The sequence below is a fragment of the Paraburkholderia sp. Clong3 genome (genome assembly GCF_050436485.1).
Taxonomy (GTDB): domain Bacteria; phylum Pseudomonadota; class Gammaproteobacteria; order Burkholderiales; family Burkholderiaceae; genus Paraburkholderia; species Paraburkholderia tuberum.
Genome location: NZ_JBNDMH010000001.1, coordinates 638,074 through 661,552, shown reverse-complemented (window position 1 = coordinate 661,552; position 23,479 = coordinate 638,074). Strand labels below are relative to the sequence as shown.

The following is a 23,479-nucleotide window of genomic DNA, read 5'->3' as shown; positions in this document are numbered from 1 at the left end:
CTCGGCGCCGCCATGCCGCGTTCACTCGGAAGGGGCTGCCGCGGGAATTGGGCTGTGCCAGTCCATTCAGTCATATGAGTCGCCATGGTGCGCCCATGGGTACGTCCGGGCGATGATTGTCGTAGACTGGTTCTTCCGGCTGTCGCGACAACACGCACGAAAAAAATCCGGCAAGCACTGTCTGAAGCACCTTGTCGCTCACCGTTTGCGGACTGCACATCCTGAAGAACTGCACGCCCTCGCACAGGCTCACCAGGCCAACCGCGAGAGCCTCGGCCTGCAGGGGCAACGGCCTGCCGTTGCGCTCCGAAAGCATGCAGATGTGCGCGCTGATCTGTTCCAGCTTCTCCTGCCGGAAGGCGTTAATGCGCTCCCGAAACGGGGTGTCCCGGCACGCGAGCAACTGGGCCTCGACCCAAAGTGGAAAGCAATCGTGTTCAACAATAGATTGGCTGTAGTACGCGATGGCGCGGTCCTTCATTTCATCGGGCGTGCCGCCCTTCTCCATCATCGCCAGGAGATTCGTCCGCGCCCTATCGTCGTCGCGGCGCAACAACCTGATCAGCAGATCCGGCTTGCCGCCGAAGTTTGAGTAGAACGCGCCGCGCGTATAGCCAGCCGCCTCAGCGATGTCCTCCACGCTTGTCGCGGCGAATCCCTTTTTAACGAACATCTTCCGCGCAGCCTCAAGCAGGCATTCGCGCGTCTGCTCTCTGCGCTGTGCCCGTGTCAGGCGTTCCCGCTTCATGGCATAAAGTACCGGTCAGGCCGACATCTGCGGTGCCGCCAGATCGGCATGCTTGTCAGATGACGGGTTTCGCAATGATCCGTCGACGCCCGATCAGGCCGCCTCGCGGTTTATGTGACATTAGACTCATATCTGATTTTGTTGTCAACAAAGTTGACGAAATCTGGCACACGTGAGAGGAAATCGGAACCGTCATACCGCGCACTGGTATTCCGGACCAAGGCATCCAAAGCCCTTCGGAAAAGCGCAGAGGCGCGCCGCGCGAGGACGTCATGAGCTCCCTCGTCCGGTTGGAAGATCTTCGGGCGATAGCGTGCGGCCTTGAGTCGGCCGGCGACTGCATACGTCGCCCATCCTGAAGCGTGAGCGGTCCGCCCGTCTCATGCCAAGCAGCTTCGTTGCGGTGCCCATGATCACGCGACTTCCATACCGTTTGTCGACTGTGCGAGGCTGAGCTCCCCAAGGTAAACGCTTTCGCCCAATTCACATTTGCGCCAGGCGCTGCCGAGGGCATGACGTATTTCGACCCTGTAAAGACCGCTTCCCTTGGTGAGACCACCGAAGCGGAAATCGCCGAAGCCGTCAGAGACAGTCTCCGCCACCTTCTGATCGCCGAGGTAAAGGGCTACGACCGCATCCGTGACGCACTCGACCACATCTCCCATCCGCGCGCTGACGCTTCCGCCGATGAAGGCGGTTTCCCAGCGCTCGAGGTCGCTGTACCACACGCGCGGCTTCGTGCCCAGGTTAGGCCGCAATACCTTGAGCCCCTCGCGCTGGGCCTTCTCGGCCATCGCAGCATCATCGAGCTTGACCGTCTCGAAGACGTCGGTGGGGCACGACTGCTGGCAACGCGGCTGCGGCCAGCCCTGGTCGAGTAGATGGGCATCGAAAATCCAGGTCTGCGGCAGTTGCAGCTCATCGTTCCAGACGATCGCCTTGTAGGGGCAGGACTTCACGATGTCCTTGCGGCCCCGCGCCTTGTCCGGATCGATGATGACGACGCCGTCGGCGCGCTTGCGAATGGCGTCGCCGCCCACCCGCATGCAAGGCGCTTCGTCGCAGTGGTTGCACATGACCGGCAGATACGTGGTTTCGACCATATGCGAGTCGCCCTGGACGCGGCGCAGGATCCGGATGGGGCTGTCGGCATTGGCGGCGGCGGGCGCGGCATAACCGGGGAAGTCGTTGCCGACGTGCTCGTCCCGCGCGGCGATCACGCAGTTCTGGCAGTTCTCGCAACGCCCCACTTTGATAATCAGGTTCCACTTGCTCATTCGAAATTCCTCACGCGGCGCGACCGAGCATGAACGCTTCGGTGCCTAGCCACTTCTCGACCTGCACCAGGCAGGAATTTGGGCTCATGCTGCTCGTGCCGGCGGTTTGAGGCCGGTCAGGGGTGAGCATGTTCATGCAACCGCCAATCTCGACGCACTCGCCGTCTATTTCGACCAGCTGAAATTCGGCGCTCGCCTCATACGACTTGACCACTCCCGCGCTAACCAGCGGCGAGACGTCGGCCGCGCAGATCACTGCGCCGCGGTCGTTGTACACCTTGACGAGGTCGCGGTGGGCAATGCCTCGAATGGCCGCGTCGGCCGGACCTAGCCTCAGCAGCCAGAAGCGATGGCCACCAATCAGCGCGCGATGGTCATCGATGCTGTTGACCGAGGAGTTCTTGCCATCACAATGGGTATGGAAGCTGTAACGGCTGTGAGTGGCGATCAACTGCAGCGGATAACGCTGAGCCAGGTCCGAACGCAGCCCCTCCCAGGACGGGATGTATCGGTTGAGCGGTGGTCGCTCGGGATTGTCCGCAGTGTGCCGCTTCAGCAACTCGGGCACGAACTCCAGCTTGCCGCTCGGCGTCTGCAGGCCCATGCCGAATTTTTCGGCGAACTGCGACGGCAGCGGATGGGGTTCCTGCAGGTCCTTGCGCCGTCCCTCCGCGAACCAGCGCATGTCCACCGGATGGCGCAACTCGGGCTTCTCGGCCGGCACGACGAAATAGCCCTTGCGGCAGAACTCGCGCCACGAAATGCGATCGGGCAGATCCGACGAGTCGAAGACCCGCCTGACCCAGTCCAGCTCGCTGCATCCCTCGGTGAACACCCCGCCAAGGCCCAGCCGGGTCAGGATGGCAGTGAAGATGTCGTAGTCGGAACGGGACTCGCCCAAAGGTTCGATGCACTTGTGCTGCAGCGTCATCACGCGATGATTGACCGTGCTAAACCCATGGTGGGCGTAGCCGCCGGAATTCGCCCATTCGCCGATGTCCCAGCGCTCCAGCGCGGTGCACGCCGGCAGGATGATGTCGGCGAACTGGGCCTCGCCCTCCATCCAGATCGACTGGTTGACCACGAACTCGATGCTCGGGTGCCGGTAGGCTTCAGCCCAGCGTCCGGAATTCGTCACCGTGCTGAAGGCGGATCCGCCGTAGCGGTAGATCATGTGAATCGGCGAATATCCGGGCATGGGGTAGCTGAACGGCGCGAACTGGGCTTCCTGGGACATGCCGTCCCAGAGGTAGCCCGTCGCATGGCCGTTGATGATGGCGTCGGGCAATTGCTGCCGCGGGACCATTTGCTTGACCGGATTCATGGACAGAATGTGCGGCATGCGCTGGTAATTGTTCACCGCATTGGCGGTCCACGCCAGGTCGCCGGATATGCCGCCGTCCGCGTAGCCGGGGAAATAGAAATGGAGGTCGTGGGGCACGCCGGCCTCGAGGCAGCCGAAATTGACCCCCGGCTTACCCCAGCCCTGCATCGCCATCATCATGATCATGCAGCGCGCCCATTGCGCTCCGGTCGCGCCGCGGCCCGCGCCGCCGAATCCCGCGCCGGTCATCCCGACCGCGAGATGGACCTTCCTGTTCCCCCATCGGCGCGCAAGCGCACGGACGTCCTTGGCGGGCACGCCGGTTTCGCCCTCCTGCCACTCGGGCGTCTTGGGAACGCCGTCGGATTCGCCCAGAAGATAGGCCCTCCACTCGTCGAAACCGGTCGTGCGGGTGGCGATGTAATCCTCGTCGTACAAGCCCTCCATGGCCCATACGTACATGATGGCGGTGGCGAGAGCAGCATCGGTTTGCGGTCGGACCGGAATCCAGCGCCCGCCCAGCAACTGCGCGGTGGGGTTGCAGTGTGGGTCGATATGAACGAACTCAATGCCGAGTTCCTTTGCCCACAGGCGTCGCGGAGTCCCCTCGAATCCCGCATAGGCCCCGTTGGTACTTTCGGGGTCGCAGGACCAGAACACGATCATGTCGGCTTCCTTCAGGCAATCCTCGACGCCACCATAGCCGGATGGCACGCCGACGCGCATCGAGTTGCCGAAATGATGCATGGCACCCCAGTACCAGCCTTCCCAGCTATCCGGATTGGCCGCGACCCGGGTAAAGCCGATCAGGTTGGCAAAGCGCGTCAGCGCGCTGAGGTAGTAACCCACGTTGCCCCACTGGTGATGGGACGACATCGGGAAGGTGATGGAACCGGGACCGTGAACGCGCTTCTGCCGGTTGATTTCCCTGGCGACAATGTCCAGGGCCTCGTCCCAACTGATACGCACATAGCCGGATTTGCCCCGGTTCTGGGGATTGCGTTCGCCGTCAGGGTCGAAGTCGACCCGCTTCATGGGGTGAAGGATGCGCTTGTCGGAATAGACCAGCGACTTGAGCGTCAACGCGTGGGGCGCGACCAGGCCACGCCGTGGCGGGCTGAAACGGCGGCCGCGCGCCTCGATCACATAACTTGGCGCATCCGTGCTGTCCAGCTCGATGGGCGTCACCCGAACGACGCGGCCATCCTTGACGTAGACGAACAGAGGCCCGCCGTTGGTGCAGGTGGTGTAGCGGCGGGTACCGTCGCGCAAAGGCGTGCCCATCGGCAGGCCGACGGTCCGCATCATGCTCAGGGTCTGCATTAGCCAGACCAACAGTTCGTCCTCGCCCTCGGTGACCACCTTGAAGTTCTTGGCAGCGTGGATGATTTCGCCCTGGTCCGGAGTGGGAGAAAGGAACTTCAGGGCGGTGGCGACATCCTTGAAGACCATGCTCACGTCGGGCCGAGGATGCCTGCCGGCGCTGGACCGAACACGTCCGTTCTTTAACCTGATGACGCGACCGATGCTTTGATCCGCAAGTCCGATCCAGGCCACGAGATCGCGCTCCTTCAGGCGATCACGATAAGCGGGAAAGCGGCGTGCCGTCAGGTCAAGAACCTTGGGCAAAGCAAAAAGAATAGTCTTGAGGACCTGTCGTTTCATTATTCGATCCGAAGGGAAGCGGGGTGCGCTAGCGGTGGCATGACGTCGCGGACCGCAGCCAGGCCCGGGGCGCGAAAAATAACGTTGTCGATGTGTTCGATGGGCATTCAGATCTCTCGATCGGTGCATTAACGAGTCGTACGCGCTAGAACGTGTAGGCGACGTTCAGGAAGACGCTCAGGGGATCGAGCCGGAGCGTCGATTTGGAAACGATCTGCGTTCCAGTCGCGGTGTGTCCGTCTAACGTAAGGTGGGTCTTCACCGGCATATAGTTCACAGAGGTTCCGACAGACCAGTGTTTTGTAATGGCGTAACTTGCCCCGATCTCGAATACCGGATTCCACGATGAACTGAGTGTTGCGTGTGCCGAACCGCCTGGACCAACGCTATCAGTGACAAACTGGCTATTGGTTATCCGAACCTGGGTGAACCACGTATAGTTCACGCCGAGCCCCATGAACGGACGGAATTTCGATTCGGCTGAAAACAGGTGGTATCGAAGTTCGATGGCTGGCGGCATTGGCCTCGTCGAGCCGAGGTTGCCATACTTCTCCAGCGTCCCATCGCCAACCAGATTTACTGTCAATGGCAGTCCCAAAAGCATAGCGACGCCAATGTTGTCCGTGACGTAGTACTCGGTGGTAATTCCCACCGTATTCGTTGACGTCGCATGCCCCCCGCTACCGGCTAGTTGGCGATTCACCGTTTCGCCGCCAATACTCTCCACGGTGAGTGGCGTTGCGTCGCCCTGTGGCGCGATGTGAAGCCATCCTGTGGACAGCGTAATGCTTCCCGCCGACTGGGCGTTTGCGTTGTCGGTAAGCGCAGCCGAGCAGAGGCAAGCCGCCATACCGGCAGAGCTGACCATTCGCCTGTAATTCCTCACGTGTCTTCTCCTGTCTCGTTGCCCGGGCATTTTTGTGAACCCGTGGCGCTTCCTGTGGAACCGATGCGGCGCTCCGTCTGGGGTCGTTGCGTCGTTCCTCATAGGCTTCGACCGCTTATCAGGTCCGCCGGTTATGTCTGATTAGGTGGTTTTACTAAATGACATGAAACAGGCACGAATGTTTAGAACACTGCTACTGCCTCGTACACGTTATGTGGAAATACGCTTTCGCGTTATCCTTACCATCCTTTCTATTCTTCGTACCTCCTGGTGTCGAGACTTTAATCCGTTCAATTATTCGTTCTCTGCCTTTGGAATAACTGCTGGTACAGCATGCCTCCATCGCCCTGCACGCTAGTAAGCGCGCATTGCCAAACGTTCAGTCTCGGGCGGGAATACGCACCACGCACCGTCGGGGTGCCGGAAGAAAAATAACCCAACCGGTCCTTTCGGCAGCAGTAGCTCGATATGCACATAGGGTCTCTGGTTTGAGCCGGCACGACCGAACCGGGTAATCCGAACCGCACTCGCCGATATTGGCCCGAGCCATTTTTCAACAAGCGAACGCAAGGACCTTTCTGAAGCAGTATTCATCTTCTTTCCTCCAAACCGACGCGAGCGTTTAACTCATGACACTGGCGTTTGAAACGCCGCATCGAGCCGCGTGCGCGTGACTGAGCGCCCCCGCTGATGTCAGGCTCCTATCACCTTGGCCTGCTGTGCGTCTCTATCGCCGCTGGTACATCAACATTGCTCTTTCCGTGATGGCCTCGCGGCAACCGAAAGCGAAAATGCGAACGGAAAGCGCCCGAGCGCGGAAGTCGCCAATGCTTCGAGCGCGGGGTCGGGAAGTTCGACGTGAAGCGAAAGCCCGCGCGAAGTATCTTCAATGATCCTAACGGTTGCTCCCTCGACGCCAGCCTCCACGAGTGCCGACTGTAACGCGTCTACCGTTTCGCGCTGTTTCAGCGCCAACTTGAAAATCTTGCCCACGCCTGTCAACGGCATCGCATCCAGGATTCTGATCCGTTTAGGCAGTGCCGCGCGCTCGCCTATCTCGAGTCGCACGAACTCGGCGAGTTCGTCCTCAGTCGCGGTTGCACCCGGTTTGAGCTGGACATAGGCAATCGGCAACTCCCCGGCGTGTGCATCGGGACGACCGACCGCCGCCGCGATGTTGACGGCGGGATGGCGATAGAGCGGTTCCTCGATCGCTGCCGGATCGATGTTGTGACCGCCACGAATGATCACTTCCTTTTTGCGACCGGTAAGCCAGAAATAACCATCGACATCGCATCGACCGAGGTCGCCGGTATTGAGCCAGCACCTGCCATCGCCGAGATCCAGCCACAGCCCCTTGTTCTGCTCGGGCACGGTATACCCGAGGAAAATGTTCGGGCCGGAAATAGTCAGCATGCCGACCTCATCGATCTCGCAATCCCGTACATATCGCCCGTCAGCGTCGACGATGACGGCTTTCATCGCCTGGCCCGGAATGCGGAGCCCGATTGAGCCCAGCCTGCGCTCCCCCAGCGGCGGATTGGCGCTGCTCACGCAGGTCCCCTCGGTCAGGCCATAGCCCTCGAGAATCCGGATGCGCGTCCTTTCCTGAAAGGTCCGGAAAACTTCGACCGGCATGGGAGCCGCACCGCACAGTCCGTACTCCAGCGAACTCACATCGTGCTCGCCGACAGGAATATCGAGTAAGGCCGCATAAAGCGTCGGGACACCGCTGAAGAAATTGATGCGGTGATGCTCGACGATTTCCCAGAAACGTTTGACAACGCCATCGCCGCGATAACCTTGTGGCGTGCCGAGCACGACCTGGGCGCCTTTGGAAAAAGGCAGGAGACCCGTTGCCATGACGGCATTCACGTGGAAGAGTGGCAGTCCGCAGAAAAGCGTCTTGCCTGGCCCAACGCTGTCGCCGAAGAATTGACCCGTGCTCCAGGCATTAGCCACCTCATTGCCGTGGCGGCGCATCGCAATTTTCGGCAGGCCGGTCGTCCCGCCCGTACAGAAGTACGACGACACGTCGTCGGCGCCAAAGTGCCGCGCGCCTTGAAGTGCCGTTCCCGACTCCTGCGCGATGGCAACGCCGAAGTCGTGGATCTCGATATGCGCAGGAACCGCGCCCCGCACGCCGCCCTCGCCGTGCAGCCTTGAGCACTCGTTACGCTGCAGCATCCGCGTCGCGGACTGTTTTGAACCCGTCACACGTTCGGCCGGATTCACGAGCACCAGATTCTTCAGCGAAGAAACCTTGTGCAGCACCGCTTGTACCTTTTGCCAAAGATCAGTTCCGGGAAACGGCGCCAGCGTTACCAGCACGCTGGCGCCTGCAGCGTTGAGGAGTTGGCCGATGGCTTCCTGCTCGAGCAATGGATTGATCGCGCAGACAATTCCGGCGGCCTCCCCACCCCAGATCACGAAGTGCGTTTCAGGGAGGTTAGGCAGAACATATGCGACGACTGAGTCGCGTTGTACTCCGAGGCGCGAGAACATGTTCGCGGTGCGCGTGATATCTCGGACGAGTTCACTATACGTCCAGCACTCGGCGTTCCGATAGTCGTCGGCCGTTGCAAAGAACGAAAGTGCCGGTGCCGATGGATTAATCGCCGCGCCCCGGCAGATCATCTCGTAGGTGCTCGACGGGAGATCCGCCGGCAGCCCTTGCGTTTCGATGGCAAGGACTTCGTCTACGTTTGCGATGCCTTTCATGCTGCCTCTTCCACAACGACGTTATGCTGCACGCCCAGATCGATCGAGCGATCGTAGCTGACGATATGCGCCTCCACGACGTCCCCCACCTTCAGGTACTGCGGCCTTTCCGCCTGCATCTTCAGGAACAGACGCCATTTTTCCGCTTCAGGCAGCTGCGCCGCGGCGCGTTGCTTTTCGGGCGATGGAATGCTCAGTGCACAGCCAGATGGCGTGCCCGTCGCGAGCAGGTCACCGATGCGCAGATCATGCACGCCGGAAAGCTCCGTCAAGGTCTCTGCCGGCCCATGGACGAGACCCGCCGTCGTGTCATTCTGGCGGACGGTTCCATTGACCGTCAGTGTCAGCACGAGCTCCTTCAACTTCGGAATATCATGTTTCTCAAGGAGGCAAAGGTAAGGGCCCACAGGGCCAAACGTGCGGTAGCTCTTGCCCTTGTAGAACTGCATCTGCGGAATCTGGATATCGCGCGCGGAGTAGTCGTTGACGATCACGGCGCCAGCAATGTAATCATGCAGGTTCTCGTCGGTGACCGTTTCGCGGGACGTGACGTCGCGTTTGAGCACAAGACCGAGTTCGATCTCGTAGTCGAGCAACTGCACCTCCCTGGGTTTCACGAGGGGCGAGTCGGCAGGAACGATGCAGCTCGTCGCCTTCGTGAAGATCATGTTGAATTTCTTCACATCCGGGTCCATGCCCGAGTCGATCATATGCTGGCGATAATTCGCGCCCTGACAGATGAACTGCTGGTTGGCCGTCACGGGTGACAGCCATTGCACATCCGATTCGGGAATCGGAGAACCGTCCAGTACCGCCAGCCGTTCGACGGGATTGGCTTCAATAAACTCGGCGGTCGACTTGAATTCGCCATGAATCGGCGTGATGGCGCCATTGGCGACTACGCCCCACTGGGCGCGGCCATCATGAAGGTAATGCAGAACGTGAAGTGCCATTTATCGATCTCCGGATTCGATGAAAGTGGGGTGGTTCAGGCGAAAAGCTTCGCCAACGTGCGCAGCTTGCTCAACGTCAGGTCGGGGCTGCGGCGCAGGTTTCTGAAAAGTGCCACGACGCTCGCGGGTGTGAACCTGGGCTTCGTGAAGCTGCGTGGCATCGTCGGTCCCCATTGCGCCATCGCTTCGCGGCTCACGGCATGGACACCCGTCGGCGCGTCCGCCGTAAAGAGGTCGCCGTCGCAATAGTGCTCGTGCTTGTCTCCCCACGGATCCTGCCAGTAGTCGAACACCTGGCTGCCCAGGATATGTCGGCCGATCCCCCATGCGTGCGTCCAACCTTTGTCGCGCAGAATGCGTTGGCCCATGCCAACCGCGTCGGCGTCAACGACTTCGTACGCGCTATGGCTGTAGGTGGGCACGAAGCCTTGTGCAAGCGCGAGCGTATGGTGATCGGCTGGCTTGTCGCCGAGATCGAGCCGCATGAACGCGACGGCGGGCGAACCATCGGGAAGCACCTGCACATCGCTGGGGATGAAGCCGAAATGCCGCGTATACCACGCGCAGGTTTCCTGATAGTCGACGAGTTCGAGCACGACGTGTCCGAGCCGGATAATTTCCGGCGCGCCTTCGGGCGGTCGCTGCGTCCCGTTGATCCGGACCGTCGCATCCACGGAGTTGAACGGCAAGGGTGGCCGATGAGACAACGTCGAAGCTGGCTGCTGGCCCCATATCGCGTCGACGCGAAAGCCTGAAGGATCGGTCAGCCGTACCGTATAGCCGCCGCCGGGCAGGGGCGAGCGTTCGACGTCCGAGGCGCCCGGCAGTTTTGCAAGTGCATCAAGCTCGGCCCTGTTGTCGACCTGTAGCCCAAAACCAACGAACCGGGATTTCGAGGCCTTCCGGACGACATAGCAGAAGTGTGAGGCACCCGTTCCCCGCAGCAGCAGGAGCGCTTCACCGCGCGATACCGTTCGGAGCCCGAAGTCACTGAGAAATTGCTCGGCTTTCTCGAGATCTGGCCGGTCGAATATCAGATAGGCCAATGCCGACGCTTTCGTCGTAGGATCGGGGTGACGGGCTGGTTGTACTGTGGTCAGGTTCATGGCGATAAGAGATCACACGGTGTGAATGGGGTTTCGAGATGGCATGCGGCTTCGCGATCACTGCATGACCCAGCAGTGCTGACCTAGCAAGGAAAGACTCTCGCGCACGAGCCGCGACGCATCGGTCGCCGGGCCATCGTGAACGACGGTCTTGTCGGGCCGCACCACGGCGGCCCAACCAACCGGTACGAGACGCGGAAGGAACACACCGTCGAGGTCCTCCCAGCTGTCATGCCGAGCGAGATGCGGCCGCTCTCCACGGTGTGCGATCTGCACAGTGCTTCCGCCGGCACGCGCGAAGGCTGCTGCCTCAGAAGAATCAAGCGAGGCTCGGGCATCTGTGCCAAATCCAATCAGCACCAGACCCTGCCCGAACACCTCGTCGCTCGGACGCGCCTTGCCATCCGAACCACGTACCCGCCCCTGCCCAATGACTGCGCCGCGCACAAGCTTCGTCGGCGAGCGGCCTTTGACAAACACACCTCTTCTAGTTGTTTTTTTCGGCTGGATCTGCGATTCCTCGGGCTGCGCACGCAGCGGGAGCACCGGTGGCGACAATTGCATTAGCCCATGAGCCCACAAGGCAATGCCGCCATTGCGCGGCGTGACGAGCTTTCTCATGAACCTTGCGAGCTTTGTTATCGCCTTCTCGTGGGGCCGCCTCTCCTCGTCGTAAGTGTCGAGAATGCGTGAATCCGCTCGCCCCTGCACCACCCATGCAAGCTTCCAGCACAGGTTGGCGGCATCTCGCAGTCCCGCGGCCAACCCTCGGCCGACGGATGGAGGCCCAATGTGCGCGGCGTCGCCCGCGAAGAACACACGCCCCCGGCTGAATGCATTAAGGGTTCGCGATCGGAAGCGATACACCGCCTTGCGCTCGATCATCGAGTCTTCCGGGTTGCCCGATGGAGCGACCACCTCGCGTATGCGGACCTCGGCTTTCATGTTCTCGTGGCGCTCGTCCGGCTGCAGCATGAACTTCCAGCGCTCACGCCCGCTGCGACCGACCATGCACCGGTTTGGCGGACGGTGATCGGAGATGAACTCGATATCATCGGCTGGGCGCGAAAGATGCCGCGCAGCGGTAACGAGCCATTCCTCGGCAAATGTCTTACCCCAGAAGTGCGGCCCGATAGTCTGCCGAACCAGTGAATACGCCCCGTCTGCACCGACCACGTAGCGCGCCCGGACGATGTGAGGGCGGCCGTGATCAAGCTCCAGCGACACGAGCACATGGTCGCCTTCTTCCGTGAAGCTCCCCAGTTCGACACCTGGCGCGATATGCACACAGTCGTATTTCTCGAGCCGGGCCCGCAGGCACCGCTCAAGTTCGTGCTGGTACAACGTGACGGGCTTCTGATAGCCATCCTGGCGGCTCGCCGAACTGATCTGGCCGACCTGCCCCAGGCTGGGCGTTCTCATCCGCACATATGGAATGGTGCTGGTCTCGAAATCGGGCTCCCCAATGCCCGCAAGCTGAAGGATGCGCAGCGCGTCGTTATCCAACTCGATTGCCTGGCGCGCGATGGAAACCTCGGTCGACTTGTCGACAATCAATACATGCACGCCGTAGCGCGCCAGTAGATTGGCAATCGTTGCACCGACAGGTCCGCAACCCACCAGTAAGACGTCAACCACCGACGGTAATGCGCCAATCGGCGGACGAACCTGTTCATGCCGGCTCCACGGCGCGGCGTCGTCCTTTGCTGCTGTCTCCACAGTCACTCCAGATGTTGTCTGTTGTACTTGTATGTAAGGCCGGCCTTCGGGTCGTCTTTAATGACATTAAAGTCATTCTTGACCGTTTTGTCAACCTAGACATTACGATCTATACTTAGGCATAACCAAGCTTGGATCCATCATGCCGAACACTACAAAGCGTCCTACCCGTGCGGCGCCAGTCGCCCCGGTTGCCGTTCCCGAACAACGCGAGCCGCGCGGTGCGCGTCGCAAGCGCGAGACGCGTGCCCGTCTGCTCGACGCCGCCCTCAGACTGATGGCCGAAAAAGGCATGGAGGGCGTGGCGATCAATGAAATCACCGAAGCCGCTGATGTCGGCTTTGGCTCGTTCTACAACCACTTTGAATCGAAGGAGGCGATTTACGCGACGCTTGTCGACGAGGTGTTCGAGGATTTCGCTAACATGATGGATCGCCTCGCCGCTGGCCTTTCCGACCCGGCCGAGGTGATCGCTGTCGCCGTGCGTCATACGGTCCTGCGTGCGCAGCAAGACCCCGTGTGGGGACGTTTCCTGGTACGTGAAGGGTTTATTCCGACGCATGCGATGAGCCGCGGACTGGGCCAGCGGCTGCTGCGCGACATTGTGAATGGCATTGCCGTGAAGCGCTTTGTGGTCGCCGACCCGTTCATCGGATTTCTTGCGGTAGCCGGTACGGTCCTCTGTGCAATCGCCGCCGAGCTGAACTTCGTCGCACCGGGCGCGCCCGCGGCAAGCGTACTCAAGGAGCTTGGCTTTAGCGGGGAGCACTTCCCTGAGCGTACTGCAGCAGTGCTGCTGCAGACACTCGGACTCAAGCGCGCGGAGGCGGAGAAGATTGCAGCGCGTCCGCTGCCGGTCGTGGAGGAGACTGTCGACGCCGATTGAATCAAGAGGTCCGGCGCCATCGGTCTGATCGGCCTGAAGTCAGCCGGGTGCGGCCCGGCGAAGAAGCCCGGTCGGGCCGCTAGCGATTAAGCTCAATCACCTGCTAAAGCCTCGACGCTAGCAATCAGCTCGCGCTCCTTGTCGGCGTGATGCACCAATTCCAGAATCGGTTCAGCCTGCTAGCGCCGGGCATAACAACGCCGAACTTCTCGTACTCGCAGGGATGCGCGCCGGTGCAACGGCGGACACGCTAGGCGCCGCCGAAAATTCCCGGACGACTTCGCCAATTTGAGTGCCTATCCTTCTCACTGCGACTCGATGGCCGTTGACGAGTGCATCGTAGCCGGCCGATACGGGCTGGCTGACTATGCTGCGGCAGGTCAATGTTCGTGAGTCGTTCGACTTGCGTACACTCCAGGTGACGTCAAGCAGCGCGTGTGAGCTCGGCCACGATTCAAAACGCTGCACGTCGACGGAGACCTGATACGTGCGAGCGTCCTCGGCGTGACCAGACCGGTACGTGTCGGGGCCGCCCGCCTGTCGAGTCGCGGCCGCGAGCAGCGCATTGCGGATCTCGTCTGCAAGCGGCGATGCCCAGCGCTCGTCTTCCAGAATCCTGACGCGCGCCGCATCGACCTGTACGACGAGCTGGCTCCTTGCCACTGAAACCGGCACCTTCACCATGCGCATGTCGATCCGGAAGGCCGGACTGACCGTAACGTTTGCGCGCGTCGGTTCGCTGTCAGTGCCGAGGGTATAGAAGCGGGCCGGCGGGGAAGCACAGGCGCTCAGCGCGGCCAGACCCATGACGGTCGCAATACGGGCGATCGCGCGCCACACGCGGGATTGGATCAGTTTCATCGTTGGTCTCCTTTCTTGCCGAACAGGAGCGCCTGGGGATGACGTTCCAGATAATCGGCGAGCGCATTGAGGGATTGCAGGGTGCGCGTCAGTTCCTGCATCGCATCCTGGATGTCCGACTGCAGGGGCGCGGTCTGCCGGAGCGTCGTTTCGGCGGTACTGAAGGTTTTCTGCGCGGCCGCCAGGGTGTCGCGGGCTTGCGGAACGACCTCTGTGTCCATGTGCCCGAACAGCTTGTTGGCGTTTTCAAGTGCGCCGTTAAGATTGGCTCCGATCTTGTCGAACGGCACCTGATTCAGCTTCCTCGCAATATCGGCAATCTGCACCTGAAGTTCGTCAAGGGTGTTAGGCACAGTCGGCAGTTCAATAGGATTGCGATGAACATCGACGCTCGCCCGAGGCGCTTTCGGAAACATGTCGAGCGCCACGAATAGCTGGCCTGTCAGCAGGTTGCCGGTTCGCAACTGACCGCGCATTCCCTCCATGACGAGGTTTTGCAGCAACGCATGACCACCCTGCGAGTTCGGAGCCGGTAGCGCTTCGTTGGAGCGCCGGCTGAGCCGGTCGGGATACAGCGCCAGCGATACCTTCATGCTGAAACTCTTCTCCTTTTCGTTATATTCGATACCGATGTCCGTCACCTGCCCCAGCGCGATGCCTCGAAGGTCGACAGGAGCGCCGACAGACAGGCCGCGCAGCGACTGGTTGAACCGCATCACGACATTGAGCGGCGCGCCGTCGGGCTCGCGCATCGCGTCCGACTCGTCCGATGCGAGTCGGAACGCCGCCTTGTCAGCGGCCGGTTGTCCGGCGTCCTGACCCGGCGGCGACTGGAACGCCAGGCCTCCGACGACCACCGTCGCCAGAGATTGTGTATTGAGCTTCAATCCATTCGAATCGAGACGGAGGTCAACACCGCTTGCGTGCCACCACCGTGTATTGGTGCCGACATACTGGTCAAACGGGGCATTGACGAAAACATTGACGATGACACCGGTGCCGTGCGGATCGAGCGAGAAGCCGACCACCTGGCCTACCTGGATGCGATGGTAGAAAATCGGCGCGCCGATATCGACGGAGCCCAAGGAGTCGCCCCTCAGCGTATATTGATGCCCCGGCTGCCCGGACGTGACGATCGGCGGACTTTCGAGGCCGACAAATGTGGTTTGCCTTTCCAAAGACTTCCCGACGTCGACACCGATATACGCGCCGGAGAGCAGCGTACCGAGGCCCGAGATGCCGTTAGCGCCCACGCGCGGGCGAACCACCCAGAAGCGCGTGCCGCGGCTTGCGAATTTTTCTGCCTGTTTGGTCAGCTCGATCGTGACGATGACGTGCTGCAGGTCCTTTGACAGCGCGACCGCCTGTACCGAACCGATCTCCACGTCCTTGTATTTGACCTTCGTTTTGCCCGCCTCCATGCCCTCAGCGTTGCCGAACGTGACCGTCACTGTCGGTCCCTTGTCGGTGACGGATTTGACTACCAGCGCCACACCGATCAGCGCACAGATGAGCGGCACTAACCAGATGAGGGAGGGAATCCAGCGTTTTCGCGGCTTGATGTCAGGTCTGGGTGGCGTGGGAAGATGCATCGCTCGGAGAGTAGTTCGCAAATGTGAGGTTATTTAGGAGTGCGGACGCCGCTAGAACGGTATTCGTTCATCGCCGTGAACCACGCGCTGGCCCGCAGCGGACGTTGTCCCAGATCAGCCGCGGATCGAATTGATGCGACGCGAGCATGGTGAGAATCACCACCGCGCCGAAAGCCAGCGCGCCCGGACCGGCAGTGACAACCGCAAACGAACCGAAATGCACCAGCGCGACCGTCAGTGCGACAACGAAGATATCGAGCATCGACCACCGGCCCACGCACTCGACGAGCCGATGCAGCCTCGCGCGTTCGAGCGGCTGCCAGTCCGGACTGCGACGGGCCGCTACGATCTGCAGCGTGAGAATGGCGAGTTTGAGCATCGGCACCACGACGCTGGCTACGAACACGACGACGGCGAGCGGCCAGTCGCCTGAAGTCCAGAAGTACGCCACGCCGCCGAGGATCGTGTCGTCCTCCGAGTGGCCGAGGGATGACGCGTGCATGATCGGCAACAGATTCGCGGGTATGTAGGCGAGCGCGGCGGCAAGAACCAGACTCGACGTGCGCGTCACGCTATCGGGATGGCGCGTGTGCAGCACCGATTCGCACCGCGAGCAGCGCTGCTCTGACGACGCCGCGATGTGCTTCTGCACCAGTCCACAGGTATGACAGGCTATGAGCCCGGCGCTGCGCGCCGTCATATGCGCCGCCGGCGCGGGCTTCAGGCCGAAGAACGTCGGGGCTCGCGCGGTGCACCTGCGCTTCACTCTGGTCCAGCGGATCTCAGCGGGTTGTCGAAACTTTATTTCGTCCCGCGTCGACCAGAGCACGCGCGGGTCGAAAGTGGCGAGAAACGCCAACATCAACGTGAGTGCACCGAATGCAAACAGTCCTGGCCCAAGGATCACCTGCGCCATGCTGACCATTTTCACGATCGTGATGACCACGCCGAGCATGAACACTTCGATCATGCCCCATGGACGGATGAGCTGCACGACGCGAAGCATTCGATTGAAATGACGTACTACCTTGCCAAGGCGCAGCGGAACCAGCACATAGAGAAGGGCGAGGAGTTCGATCAGCGGAAACAGGATCGCCGAGCAAAAGACCATCGTTGCGACGATGCGCATGTCCCCCGTCCACAACGAGCGCACCGCGCCGAATAGCGTCGCCGCCGACGTCATACCGTTGGTCTGCAGTTGTATGACCGGGAAAGCCTGCGCAATACAGAATGTGATCAAAGCTGCAACGGTGAGCGCACCAATCCGGTCGAGCGGCACGCCCGCTCCCTGCGTTCCTTCCAGGCCCGCACGGCAGCGCGAGCAGCTCGCCGTCTGCCCGCCCCGCAGCAGAGGCTTGCGAAACAGCAGATCGCACTCGTGACAGGCGATCAGTTTCTTATATTCCATACAGGGAACTGGACAACCTGAAGTTCTGGCGCGTTCGATGCACGTGAAGTCCGGCTTGACCTTCCCGTGCGTGGGCGCATTCTGATTTCGGATAGAAAACGACTGCTCCGATACCCGCCGGTACAGTCGAGGAAGAGCGGCCTGATCGGCAGGTCGCTCTTCCCGTCTTCATCGACACGCGATCATTGCGACGACGCTGTTTGCGGCTGGCCCGGCGGCAGTTCGCCCATCGCCTGGAACAGTGCGACGGTATCGTTCATGCGCTGGCTTGCCGCGCGCACGGCGCCGATCTGTGCGTTGAGAAAGCGCTGCTCGCTGGCATACTGTGCCGTTGACGGCAGCGAACCCATGCGGCGGCGCGACGCGGTATCGTCGAATCCCGCCTGCGCTGCCTGTGCCGCTGCTTCAGTCGACGCGAGTGTCTGTGCGTCGTTATCCAGCGCGGCAAGCGAATCCGCGACATTCTGGAACGCCGACAGAACGGTGGACTTGTAGTTCAGCACCGCCGCATCGTAAGCATCGATCGACGCCTTGCGGTGCGCGAACAGCGCGCCGCCATGGAAAATCGGCTGCGACAGTCCCGCACCGATCGCCCACAGCCCGCCCGCGCCCGAGAGAAGCTCCGGCCAGCTAAAGGCGCCGCGGCCCATCGAGGCCGTCAGCGACAGGCTCGGAAAGAGCTGCGCGGTCGCAGCGCCGACATCGGCGGCGGCGGCCTTCACGGCGGCGTCGGCTGCCTGAATGTCGGGGCGCGAACGCAGCAGGTCCGACGGCACCACGACGGGCACGTGTTCGGGCAACGTCAGGCTGTCGAGATCGGGAACGGCCGGGGCGTTGTCCGGCGTGCGCCCCATCAGCACCGCGAGCGCATGGATGGCTGTGGCGCGCTGCTGGCGTAACGCAGGAAGACTCGCCGCAGCCGAAGCCGCATCCTGCGTCGACGCAAGCGCCTGCGCACGCGAGACCGAGCCGAGTGCGTAGCGGTGCTGGTCCTCGTCCGCGGCCGTCCTGGCCACGGCGACGAGCCGTTCGGTGAGCGCGATCTGGCGATCGAGTGCCGCCACGCTGATGGTCGTACCGACGATGTTTGCCGCCAGCGCGCGCCGCGCCGCCTCCAGTTGATACGCCTGCACGTCTACGCGAGCGGCGCTGGCCGCATTCGCCGAACGCGTCGCACCGAACAGGTCAAAGGTGTAGGACGCGAGAAACTGTCCGGCAAAAAAGTTATAGCGAACCTCGCTGGGGCCAATGCCGGGCACAAGCGGTGAACGCCCGCGATCGACTTGTGCGGCAGCATCGATTGAAGGCAGCGTCGATGCGCCGACCTGGGCGCGCAGCTCGTGCTGCGCGGCTGCGAGCGTCCGCTGCGCAGCCCCGAGCGTGGGGCTGTTGCGCAAGCCTTCCTCGACCAGTGCACTCAGCGCGTCCGACCGGTAAAGCTGCCACCATTGCGGAACGCCCACTGCGCCGATATCGAACTGCTGCGCCACGCCGCCCGCTGCGACGGTCTTCGCCGGCTGTGCCTCGGCACCGTAGTGCGCAGGCGAAGGCATCGCCGGGGGCGCGCCGTTCGGGCCGAACGTGCAGGCCGTCAGTGCGATGGCCACAGCCACGGCCATCACGGATGTCTTGTAGGCGAAGCTCATCATCAAACCTCCATCTGCTCGGCGACGACCGGTTGCGTTCCGCGCTCGTCGTGCCGGACCCTGAAACACGCCGCGTACAGCGCGGGCAGGAAGAACACGGTCAGTACCGTCGCAATCGTGATACCGCCCATCAGTGCGGTCGCCATCGGACCGAAGAAGCCCGAGCGCAGCAGCGGAATCAGCGCGAGGACGGCGGCGGCGGCCGTCAGCATGATCGGCCTGAAACGCCTTATCGTTGCGCCGATAATCGCGTCGAAGCGCGGCTGCCCTGCCGCGATGTCCTGATCGATCTGGTCGACCAGAATCACGGAGTTGCGCATGATGATGCCGAACATGGCAATCACGCCCAGCAGCGCGACGAAGCCGAAGGGCTTGCCGAACAGCAGCAGCGCGGCCACGACGCCAATCAGGCCGAGCGGCGCCGTCAGCACGACGATGAAGGTCCGCGCGAAGTTCTTGAGCTGGATCATCAACAACAGCAGCACGGCGATGATCATCAACGGCATTTCGGCATTGATCGAAGTCTGGCCTTTCACGCTTTCTTCGACCGCGCCGCCCACCTGAATGCGATAGCCGACCGGCAGCTTGGCGGTTTCCGCCGCGAGCGCACGTTCGATGTCGTGGGTCACGTCGATGCCCTGCGCGTCGCCGCGCACGTCCGCCTGCACCGTGATGGTCGGCTGGCGGTCGCGTTGCCAGATGACGCCGTACTCAAGCGTATTGCGCACGTGGCCGAGCGAACCGAGCGGCACCGGGCCGTGGGGTGTCGGAATCGCGAGGCTCGTGAGTTGCGCCGGATTGACACGTTCGCTCTTGGGCGCACGCAGATCGACGTTGATCAGCTTGTCGCGCTCGCGGTACTGCGTCACCGTGTAGCCCGATAGCGTCATCGCGAGGAAGTTCGACACATCTTCCGACGTGACGCCAAGCTGGCGCGCGCGGTTCTGATCGATCTCGAACGAGATCGAGCGCTCCGCCGGCTCGTCCCAGTCGAACTGGACGTTGCGCGTGCGGGGATCGGCGCGGACCTTGTCCGACACCGTCTGCGCAATCGATCGGACGGTCGCGATATCGTCGCCGCTCACGCGGAATTTGATCGGGAAGCCGACCGGCGGACCATTCTCGAGCCGGGAGACGCGCGCTCGCACGCCGGAGAAGTCCTTCTCGAGCTTGCCGTCGAGCCAACGCATCAGTTCCTCGCGGTTTTCCACGCTTTTTGCGGTAATCACGAACTGCGCGAAATTCGGCTGTTGAAGCTGCTGGTCGAGCGTCAGGTAAAAACGCGGCGCGCCGGTGCCGACGAAGTCGACGAAGTGGTCGATCCCGGCTTTGCCGTCGAGCACTTTTTCCAGGCGCTTCGCTTCACGCAGCGTCGCTTCGAACGAGGCGCCTTCCGGCAATCGCAGATCGACCAGCAGTTCCGGCCGTTCCGAGTTCGGGAAGAACTGCTGCGGCACGCGCGTGAAGGCCAGCATGGAAATCGCGAAAAGCACGACGGTGACGCCGAGCACGACCCAGCGACGCTCGACGCACCACGCAACCCATCCCGACAGGTGCCGGTAGAAGCCGGTGTTGCCGATTTCATGCGGATCATGGTGTGCACCGCCGGGTTGAGGCTTGCGTTCCGGCAGCAGGTGATAACCCAGCAACGGCACCAGCACGACGGCCGCGAACCACGAAACGATCAGCGCGATGGCCGACACTTCGAAGATCGAACGCGTGTATTCGCCCGTGCTCGATTTGGCGAGCGCAATCGGCAGGAAGCCGCATACGGTGACGAGCGTGCCTGTGAGCATCGGGAATGCAGTGCTGGTATACGCGAACGCTGCCGAGCGCGCCCGGCTCCAGCCCTGTTCCAGCTTCACCGCCATCATTTCGACGGCGATGATCGCGTCGTCGACGAGCAGGCCTAGCGCGAGCACGAGCGTACCGAGCGAGACCTTGTCCAACCCGATATTGAAGATGTGCATGCAAAGCGCCGTCACCGCCAGCACGATCGGAATCGTGATCACGACGACCATGCCGGTGCGCAAGCCGAGCGAGACGAGGCTCACGACCAGCACGATCGCCACCGCTTCGCCAACCGATTTCACGAACTCGTCCACCGAGTGCTTGACCGCGTGCGGCATGCTCGAAACCGCCGCGAGTTTCAGACCCGCCGGCAGCGTGGCCTGCAGTTCGGCGGCTTTTGCGTCGAGCGCCTTGCCGAGGTCGATCACGTCGCCGCCCTTTTGCATCGTCACGCCGATGCCGAGCACCGCCTGGCCGCCGACGCGCATCTGGGTCGCCGGCGGGTCGTCATAACCGCGTGTGACCTTCGCGATGTCGCCCAGCCGGAACGTGCGCTTGTTGATGGTGATCAGCATGTCGGAGAGCGCCTGCACATCCTTGAGCGCGCCGCTCGGCCGCACGAACACGCGGTCGTCCGCGGTCGTGATGGTGCCGACGGGCGCCACGGCATTCTGTGCGTCGATCGCCTGCGCGAGCTGTTGCGGCGTGATCGAAAGCCGCGTGAGCTGCGCATTCGATATCTCGACGAAGATGTGCTGATCGGGGTCGCCAAAATAGTCGACCTTCGCCACACCGGGTATGCGCAGCAGGACTGTTCGCAGCTTGTCAGCGTAGTCGTGCAGTTGCGCCGGCGAAAAGCCGTCGCCTTCAAGCGCATAGATGTTGGTGTAGACGTCACCGAATTCGTCGTTAAAAAACGGGCCGACGGTTCCCTTCGGCAGCGTCGCGGCAATGTCGCCGACCTTCTTGCGCACCTGATACCAGGTTTCCGGCACTTCCTTGACGGGCGCGGAGTCCTTCATGGCGAAGAAGATCATCGACTCGCCAGGCCGCGAGTAGCTCTTGATGTTGTCGATGTTCGGCGCGGCCTGTAGCTGGCGGCCGATCCGGTCCGTGATCTGTTCCTGCACCTCGCGCGCACTCGCACCGGGCCAATAGGTCTTGATCACCATCGTGCGGAAGGTGAACGGCGGGTCCTCCGACTGAGCGAGTTTCGTATAACCGATCACGCCGAAAAGCGTGACGAGCCCGATCAGAAAGATCACGAGCTGCTGATGACGCAGCGCCCAGGAGGAAAGATTGAAGCCGCCTTCGCCAGATTTGTCTGCCCCGGAAGACGGGACAGGCGCGCTCTCGCGCACGGGTTCTTGGTCACGGGAGTTCATGACGGGAAATCCTCCCGATGCAGGGGCGCCACCACCTGCACGTGCTGGCCCGTGCTAACGGCGTGCACACCCTGCACCACGACGCGGTCGCCGTCGTGGAGGCCCGATGCGATGGAGACCGTGCGCTCGTCGTATCGCTGCACCGTCACAGGACGCAGCTCGAGTGTGTCGGTGCCGGTACGCACCACCCAGACAGCAGGGTTCTCGCCCTGATGAAAGAGCGCCGTCACCGGCACAGTGAACGGCTGTGCGCCCGACGCGTCACCGACGACATCGAACGCAACGGTGGCCGTCATGCCGAGGCGCACTGCAGGGCTGGGCGCGTTCAGGGTGAGCTTGACGCGCCAGGTGCGGCTTTGCGGATCAGCGCTAGGCGACACCTCGCGCACGCGGGCCTCGAAGGTCTTGCCGGGTAGCGCCGGCAGCGTTACGCGCGCCATGCTGCCGACTGTCAGCGAGCTCAGCGTGCGCTCGGGCGCGTCGCAGACGATGTCTACGTCGCCCGTCCAGTCGAGGTGATAGATGGATTGGGTTGCCTGAACGTTCTGGCCCGTGTCGGCGTCCTCCGAGGTAATCACGCCGTCGTGGTCCGCTGTCAGCGTCGCATAGCGCAGATTGTCCGAGGCGAGCGCCATCTGGGCGCGCGCCGAGTCGCGCTGCGCAACAGCGGATGCGTACGCGTCCTGCGTCTGTTCGAGCTGCGCCGGTGCAATCAGGTTTGCCTGCGCCTGCGCCTGATCGCGATCGAGCTGCTGCTTCGCGTAGACGAACCGGTGTTCGGCGGCATCGAGCTGCGCTCGCGCGTTGGCAAGGTTACTGCGCAGATCGGTCGGGTCGAGCAGCGCAACAACCTGTCCCGCCTTGACGGCGTCGCCGAGGCGAACGCGCCGTTCGATGATCTTGCCGCCCACCCGGAACGAAAGCGCCGTGGAGTAGCGCGCCTGCACCTGAGCCGGCAGCGACGCACTTGCCGTGCGCCCGTCAGCATGGACGGCCAGGGCGACCACGGGCTTCGGCTCTGGAGCGGCGGCTTCGCGCTGGTGGCATGCCGTGAGCATGACCGCGCAGCAAGCCGCAAGCACCATGCGTGCGCACTGCGGAGATTGGACGAGGGAAGGTAAGAAGCGACGCGCAGGCGCCTGCGCGATAGGGCCGGAATGTTTCACGATGTTCACAAGACGGGTGATAACCCTGGTAAGAAAGTTTCCCGATGCCGTGCAAACCCGAGTGCCAGCAAGCACGGTTCGCTATCAGCGCGGACGCATAAAACAAGCTTCGTTGATACGTTAGTCCTACTTATCGACGTGCATGTCGGTACTTGCCATCTCGATGTGCCTCCACGCAACCAGTACGTGGGGCAGCGCCCGTTCATGCCTACCGCCCGGTGATCTGCGGGTCTGTCAGTTCCGGCCGAGGACTTGGGATCGACCGCTAACGGAATTTTTTCGCTCCGTCGGCATCGTTGGGTCCTTCGTACGTCCGGTTGTCGGCGTCGAGGGTGAGATTAGACC

15 protein-coding genes are annotated in these 23,479 nt (G+C 62.0%); 1 reads left to right on the top strand and 14 read right to left on the bottom strand.

What is annotated here, in order from left to right; genetic code table 11:
- Positions 1 to 70 precede the first annotated feature (70 nt).
- The 8 genes from OKW30_RS03185 to OKW30_RS03150 form a co-directional block, all read right to left on the bottom strand.
- Positions 71 to 748 carry a TetR/AcrR family transcriptional regulator gene (locus OKW30_RS03185; protein WP_184068406.1) on the bottom strand — a complete coding sequence of 226 codons (678 nt, stop codon included), beginning with the start codon at positions 746 to 748 and terminating at the stop codon, positions 71 to 73.
- A 413-nt stretch (positions 749 to 1,161) separates the two neighbouring features.
- Positions 1,162 to 2,025 (bottom strand): 4Fe-4S dicluster domain-containing protein, encoded by an 864-nt coding sequence (locus OKW30_RS03180; RefSeq protein ID WP_429345935.1) that lies wholly within the window; start codon positions 2,023 to 2,025, stop codon positions 1,162 to 1,164.
- A gap of 10 nt (positions 2,026 to 2,035) precedes the next feature.
- Entirely contained in the window at positions 2,036 to 5,014 is a 2,979-nt protein-coding gene (locus OKW30_RS03175) for a molybdopterin-dependent oxidoreductase (RefSeq protein WP_429345934.1), read from the bottom strand.
- Between the two features lie 145 nt (positions 5,015 to 5,159).
- The gene (locus OKW30_RS03170; protein WP_429345933.1) at positions 5,160 to 5,882 is read right to left on the bottom strand and encodes an OmpW/AlkL family protein; all 723 of its coding nucleotides are present in this window, start codon (positions 5,880 to 5,882) and stop codon (positions 5,160 to 5,162) included.
- A 762-nt stretch (positions 5,883 to 6,644) separates the two neighbouring features.
- A complete protein-coding gene (locus OKW30_RS03165; protein WP_429345932.1) occupies positions 6,645 to 8,621 on the bottom strand; it encodes an acyl-CoA synthetase in 1,977 nt (658 codons plus the stop codon).
- On the bottom strand, positions 8,618 to 9,574 hold the full coding sequence (locus tag OKW30_RS03160; protein WP_184068392.1) for a fumarylacetoacetate hydrolase family protein: 957 nt from the start codon (positions 9,572 to 9,574) through the stop codon (positions 8,618 to 8,620). Before OKW30_RS03160 ends, OKW30_RS03165 begins: the two co-directional genes overlap by 4 nt.
- Positions 9,575 to 9,609: 35 nt before the next feature.
- On the bottom strand, positions 9,610 to 10,680 hold the full coding sequence (locus OKW30_RS03155) for a VOC family protein (RefSeq protein ID WP_429345931.1): 1,071 nt from the start codon (positions 10,678 to 10,680) through the stop codon (positions 9,610 to 9,612).
- Positions 10,681 to 10,737: 57 nt separating this feature from the next.
- Positions 10,738 to 12,318 (bottom strand): FAD-dependent monooxygenase, encoded by a 1,581-nt coding sequence (locus OKW30_RS03150; protein WP_429346096.1) that lies wholly within the window; start codon positions 12,316 to 12,318, stop codon positions 10,738 to 10,740.
- 223 nt (positions 12,319 to 12,541) lie between these two features.
- On the opposite strand from OKW30_RS03150, the gene OKW30_RS03145 reads away from it, so the two are divergent.
- The gene (locus OKW30_RS03145; protein ID WP_184068385.1) at positions 12,542 to 13,285 is read left to right on the top strand and encodes a TetR/AcrR family transcriptional regulator; all 744 of its coding nucleotides are present in this window, start codon (positions 12,542 to 12,544) and stop codon (positions 13,283 to 13,285) included.
- Positions 13,286 to 13,456: 171 nt separating this feature from the next.
- Here the strand turns inward: OKW30_RS03145 and OKW30_RS03140 are convergent, their stop codons facing one another.
- The 6 genes from OKW30_RS03140 to OKW30_RS03115 all read right to left on the bottom strand — a co-directional run bounded on the left by OKW30_RS03140 (position 13,457) and on the right by OKW30_RS03115 (position 23,053).
- A complete protein-coding gene (locus OKW30_RS03140) occupies positions 13,457 to 14,146 on the bottom strand; it encodes a PqiC family protein (RefSeq protein ID WP_429345930.1) in 690 nt (229 codons plus the stop codon).
- Positions 14,143 to 15,738: an intermembrane transport protein PqiB gene (locus OKW30_RS03135; RefSeq protein ID WP_429345929.1), complete on the bottom strand. Its 1,596-nt coding sequence runs from the start codon at positions 15,736 to 15,738 to the stop codon at positions 14,143 to 14,145. The genes OKW30_RS03140 and OKW30_RS03135 overlap by 4 nt, the downstream gene beginning before the upstream one ends.
- 67 nt (positions 15,739 to 15,805) lie before the next feature.
- A complete protein-coding gene (locus tag OKW30_RS03130; protein WP_429345928.1) occupies positions 15,806 to 17,146 on the bottom strand; it encodes a paraquat-inducible protein A in 1,341 nt (446 codons plus the stop codon).
- 182 nt (positions 17,147 to 17,328) lie between these two features.
- A complete protein-coding gene (locus tag OKW30_RS03125) occupies positions 17,329 to 18,792 on the bottom strand; it encodes an efflux transporter outer membrane subunit (RefSeq protein WP_429346095.1) in 1,464 nt (487 codons plus the stop codon).
- 2 nt (positions 18,793 to 18,794) lie between these two features.
- Entirely contained in the window at positions 18,795 to 21,968 is a 3,174-nt protein-coding gene (locus OKW30_RS03120; protein WP_184068373.1) for an efflux RND transporter permease subunit, read from the bottom strand.
- Positions 21,965 to 23,053, bottom strand: a complete 1,089-nt coding sequence (locus tag OKW30_RS03115; RefSeq protein WP_429346094.1) for an efflux RND transporter periplasmic adaptor subunit — start codon at positions 23,051 to 23,053, stop codon at positions 21,965 to 21,967. Before OKW30_RS03115 ends, OKW30_RS03120 begins: the two co-directional genes overlap by 4 nt.
- Positions 23,054 to 23,479: the final 426 nt, after the last annotated feature.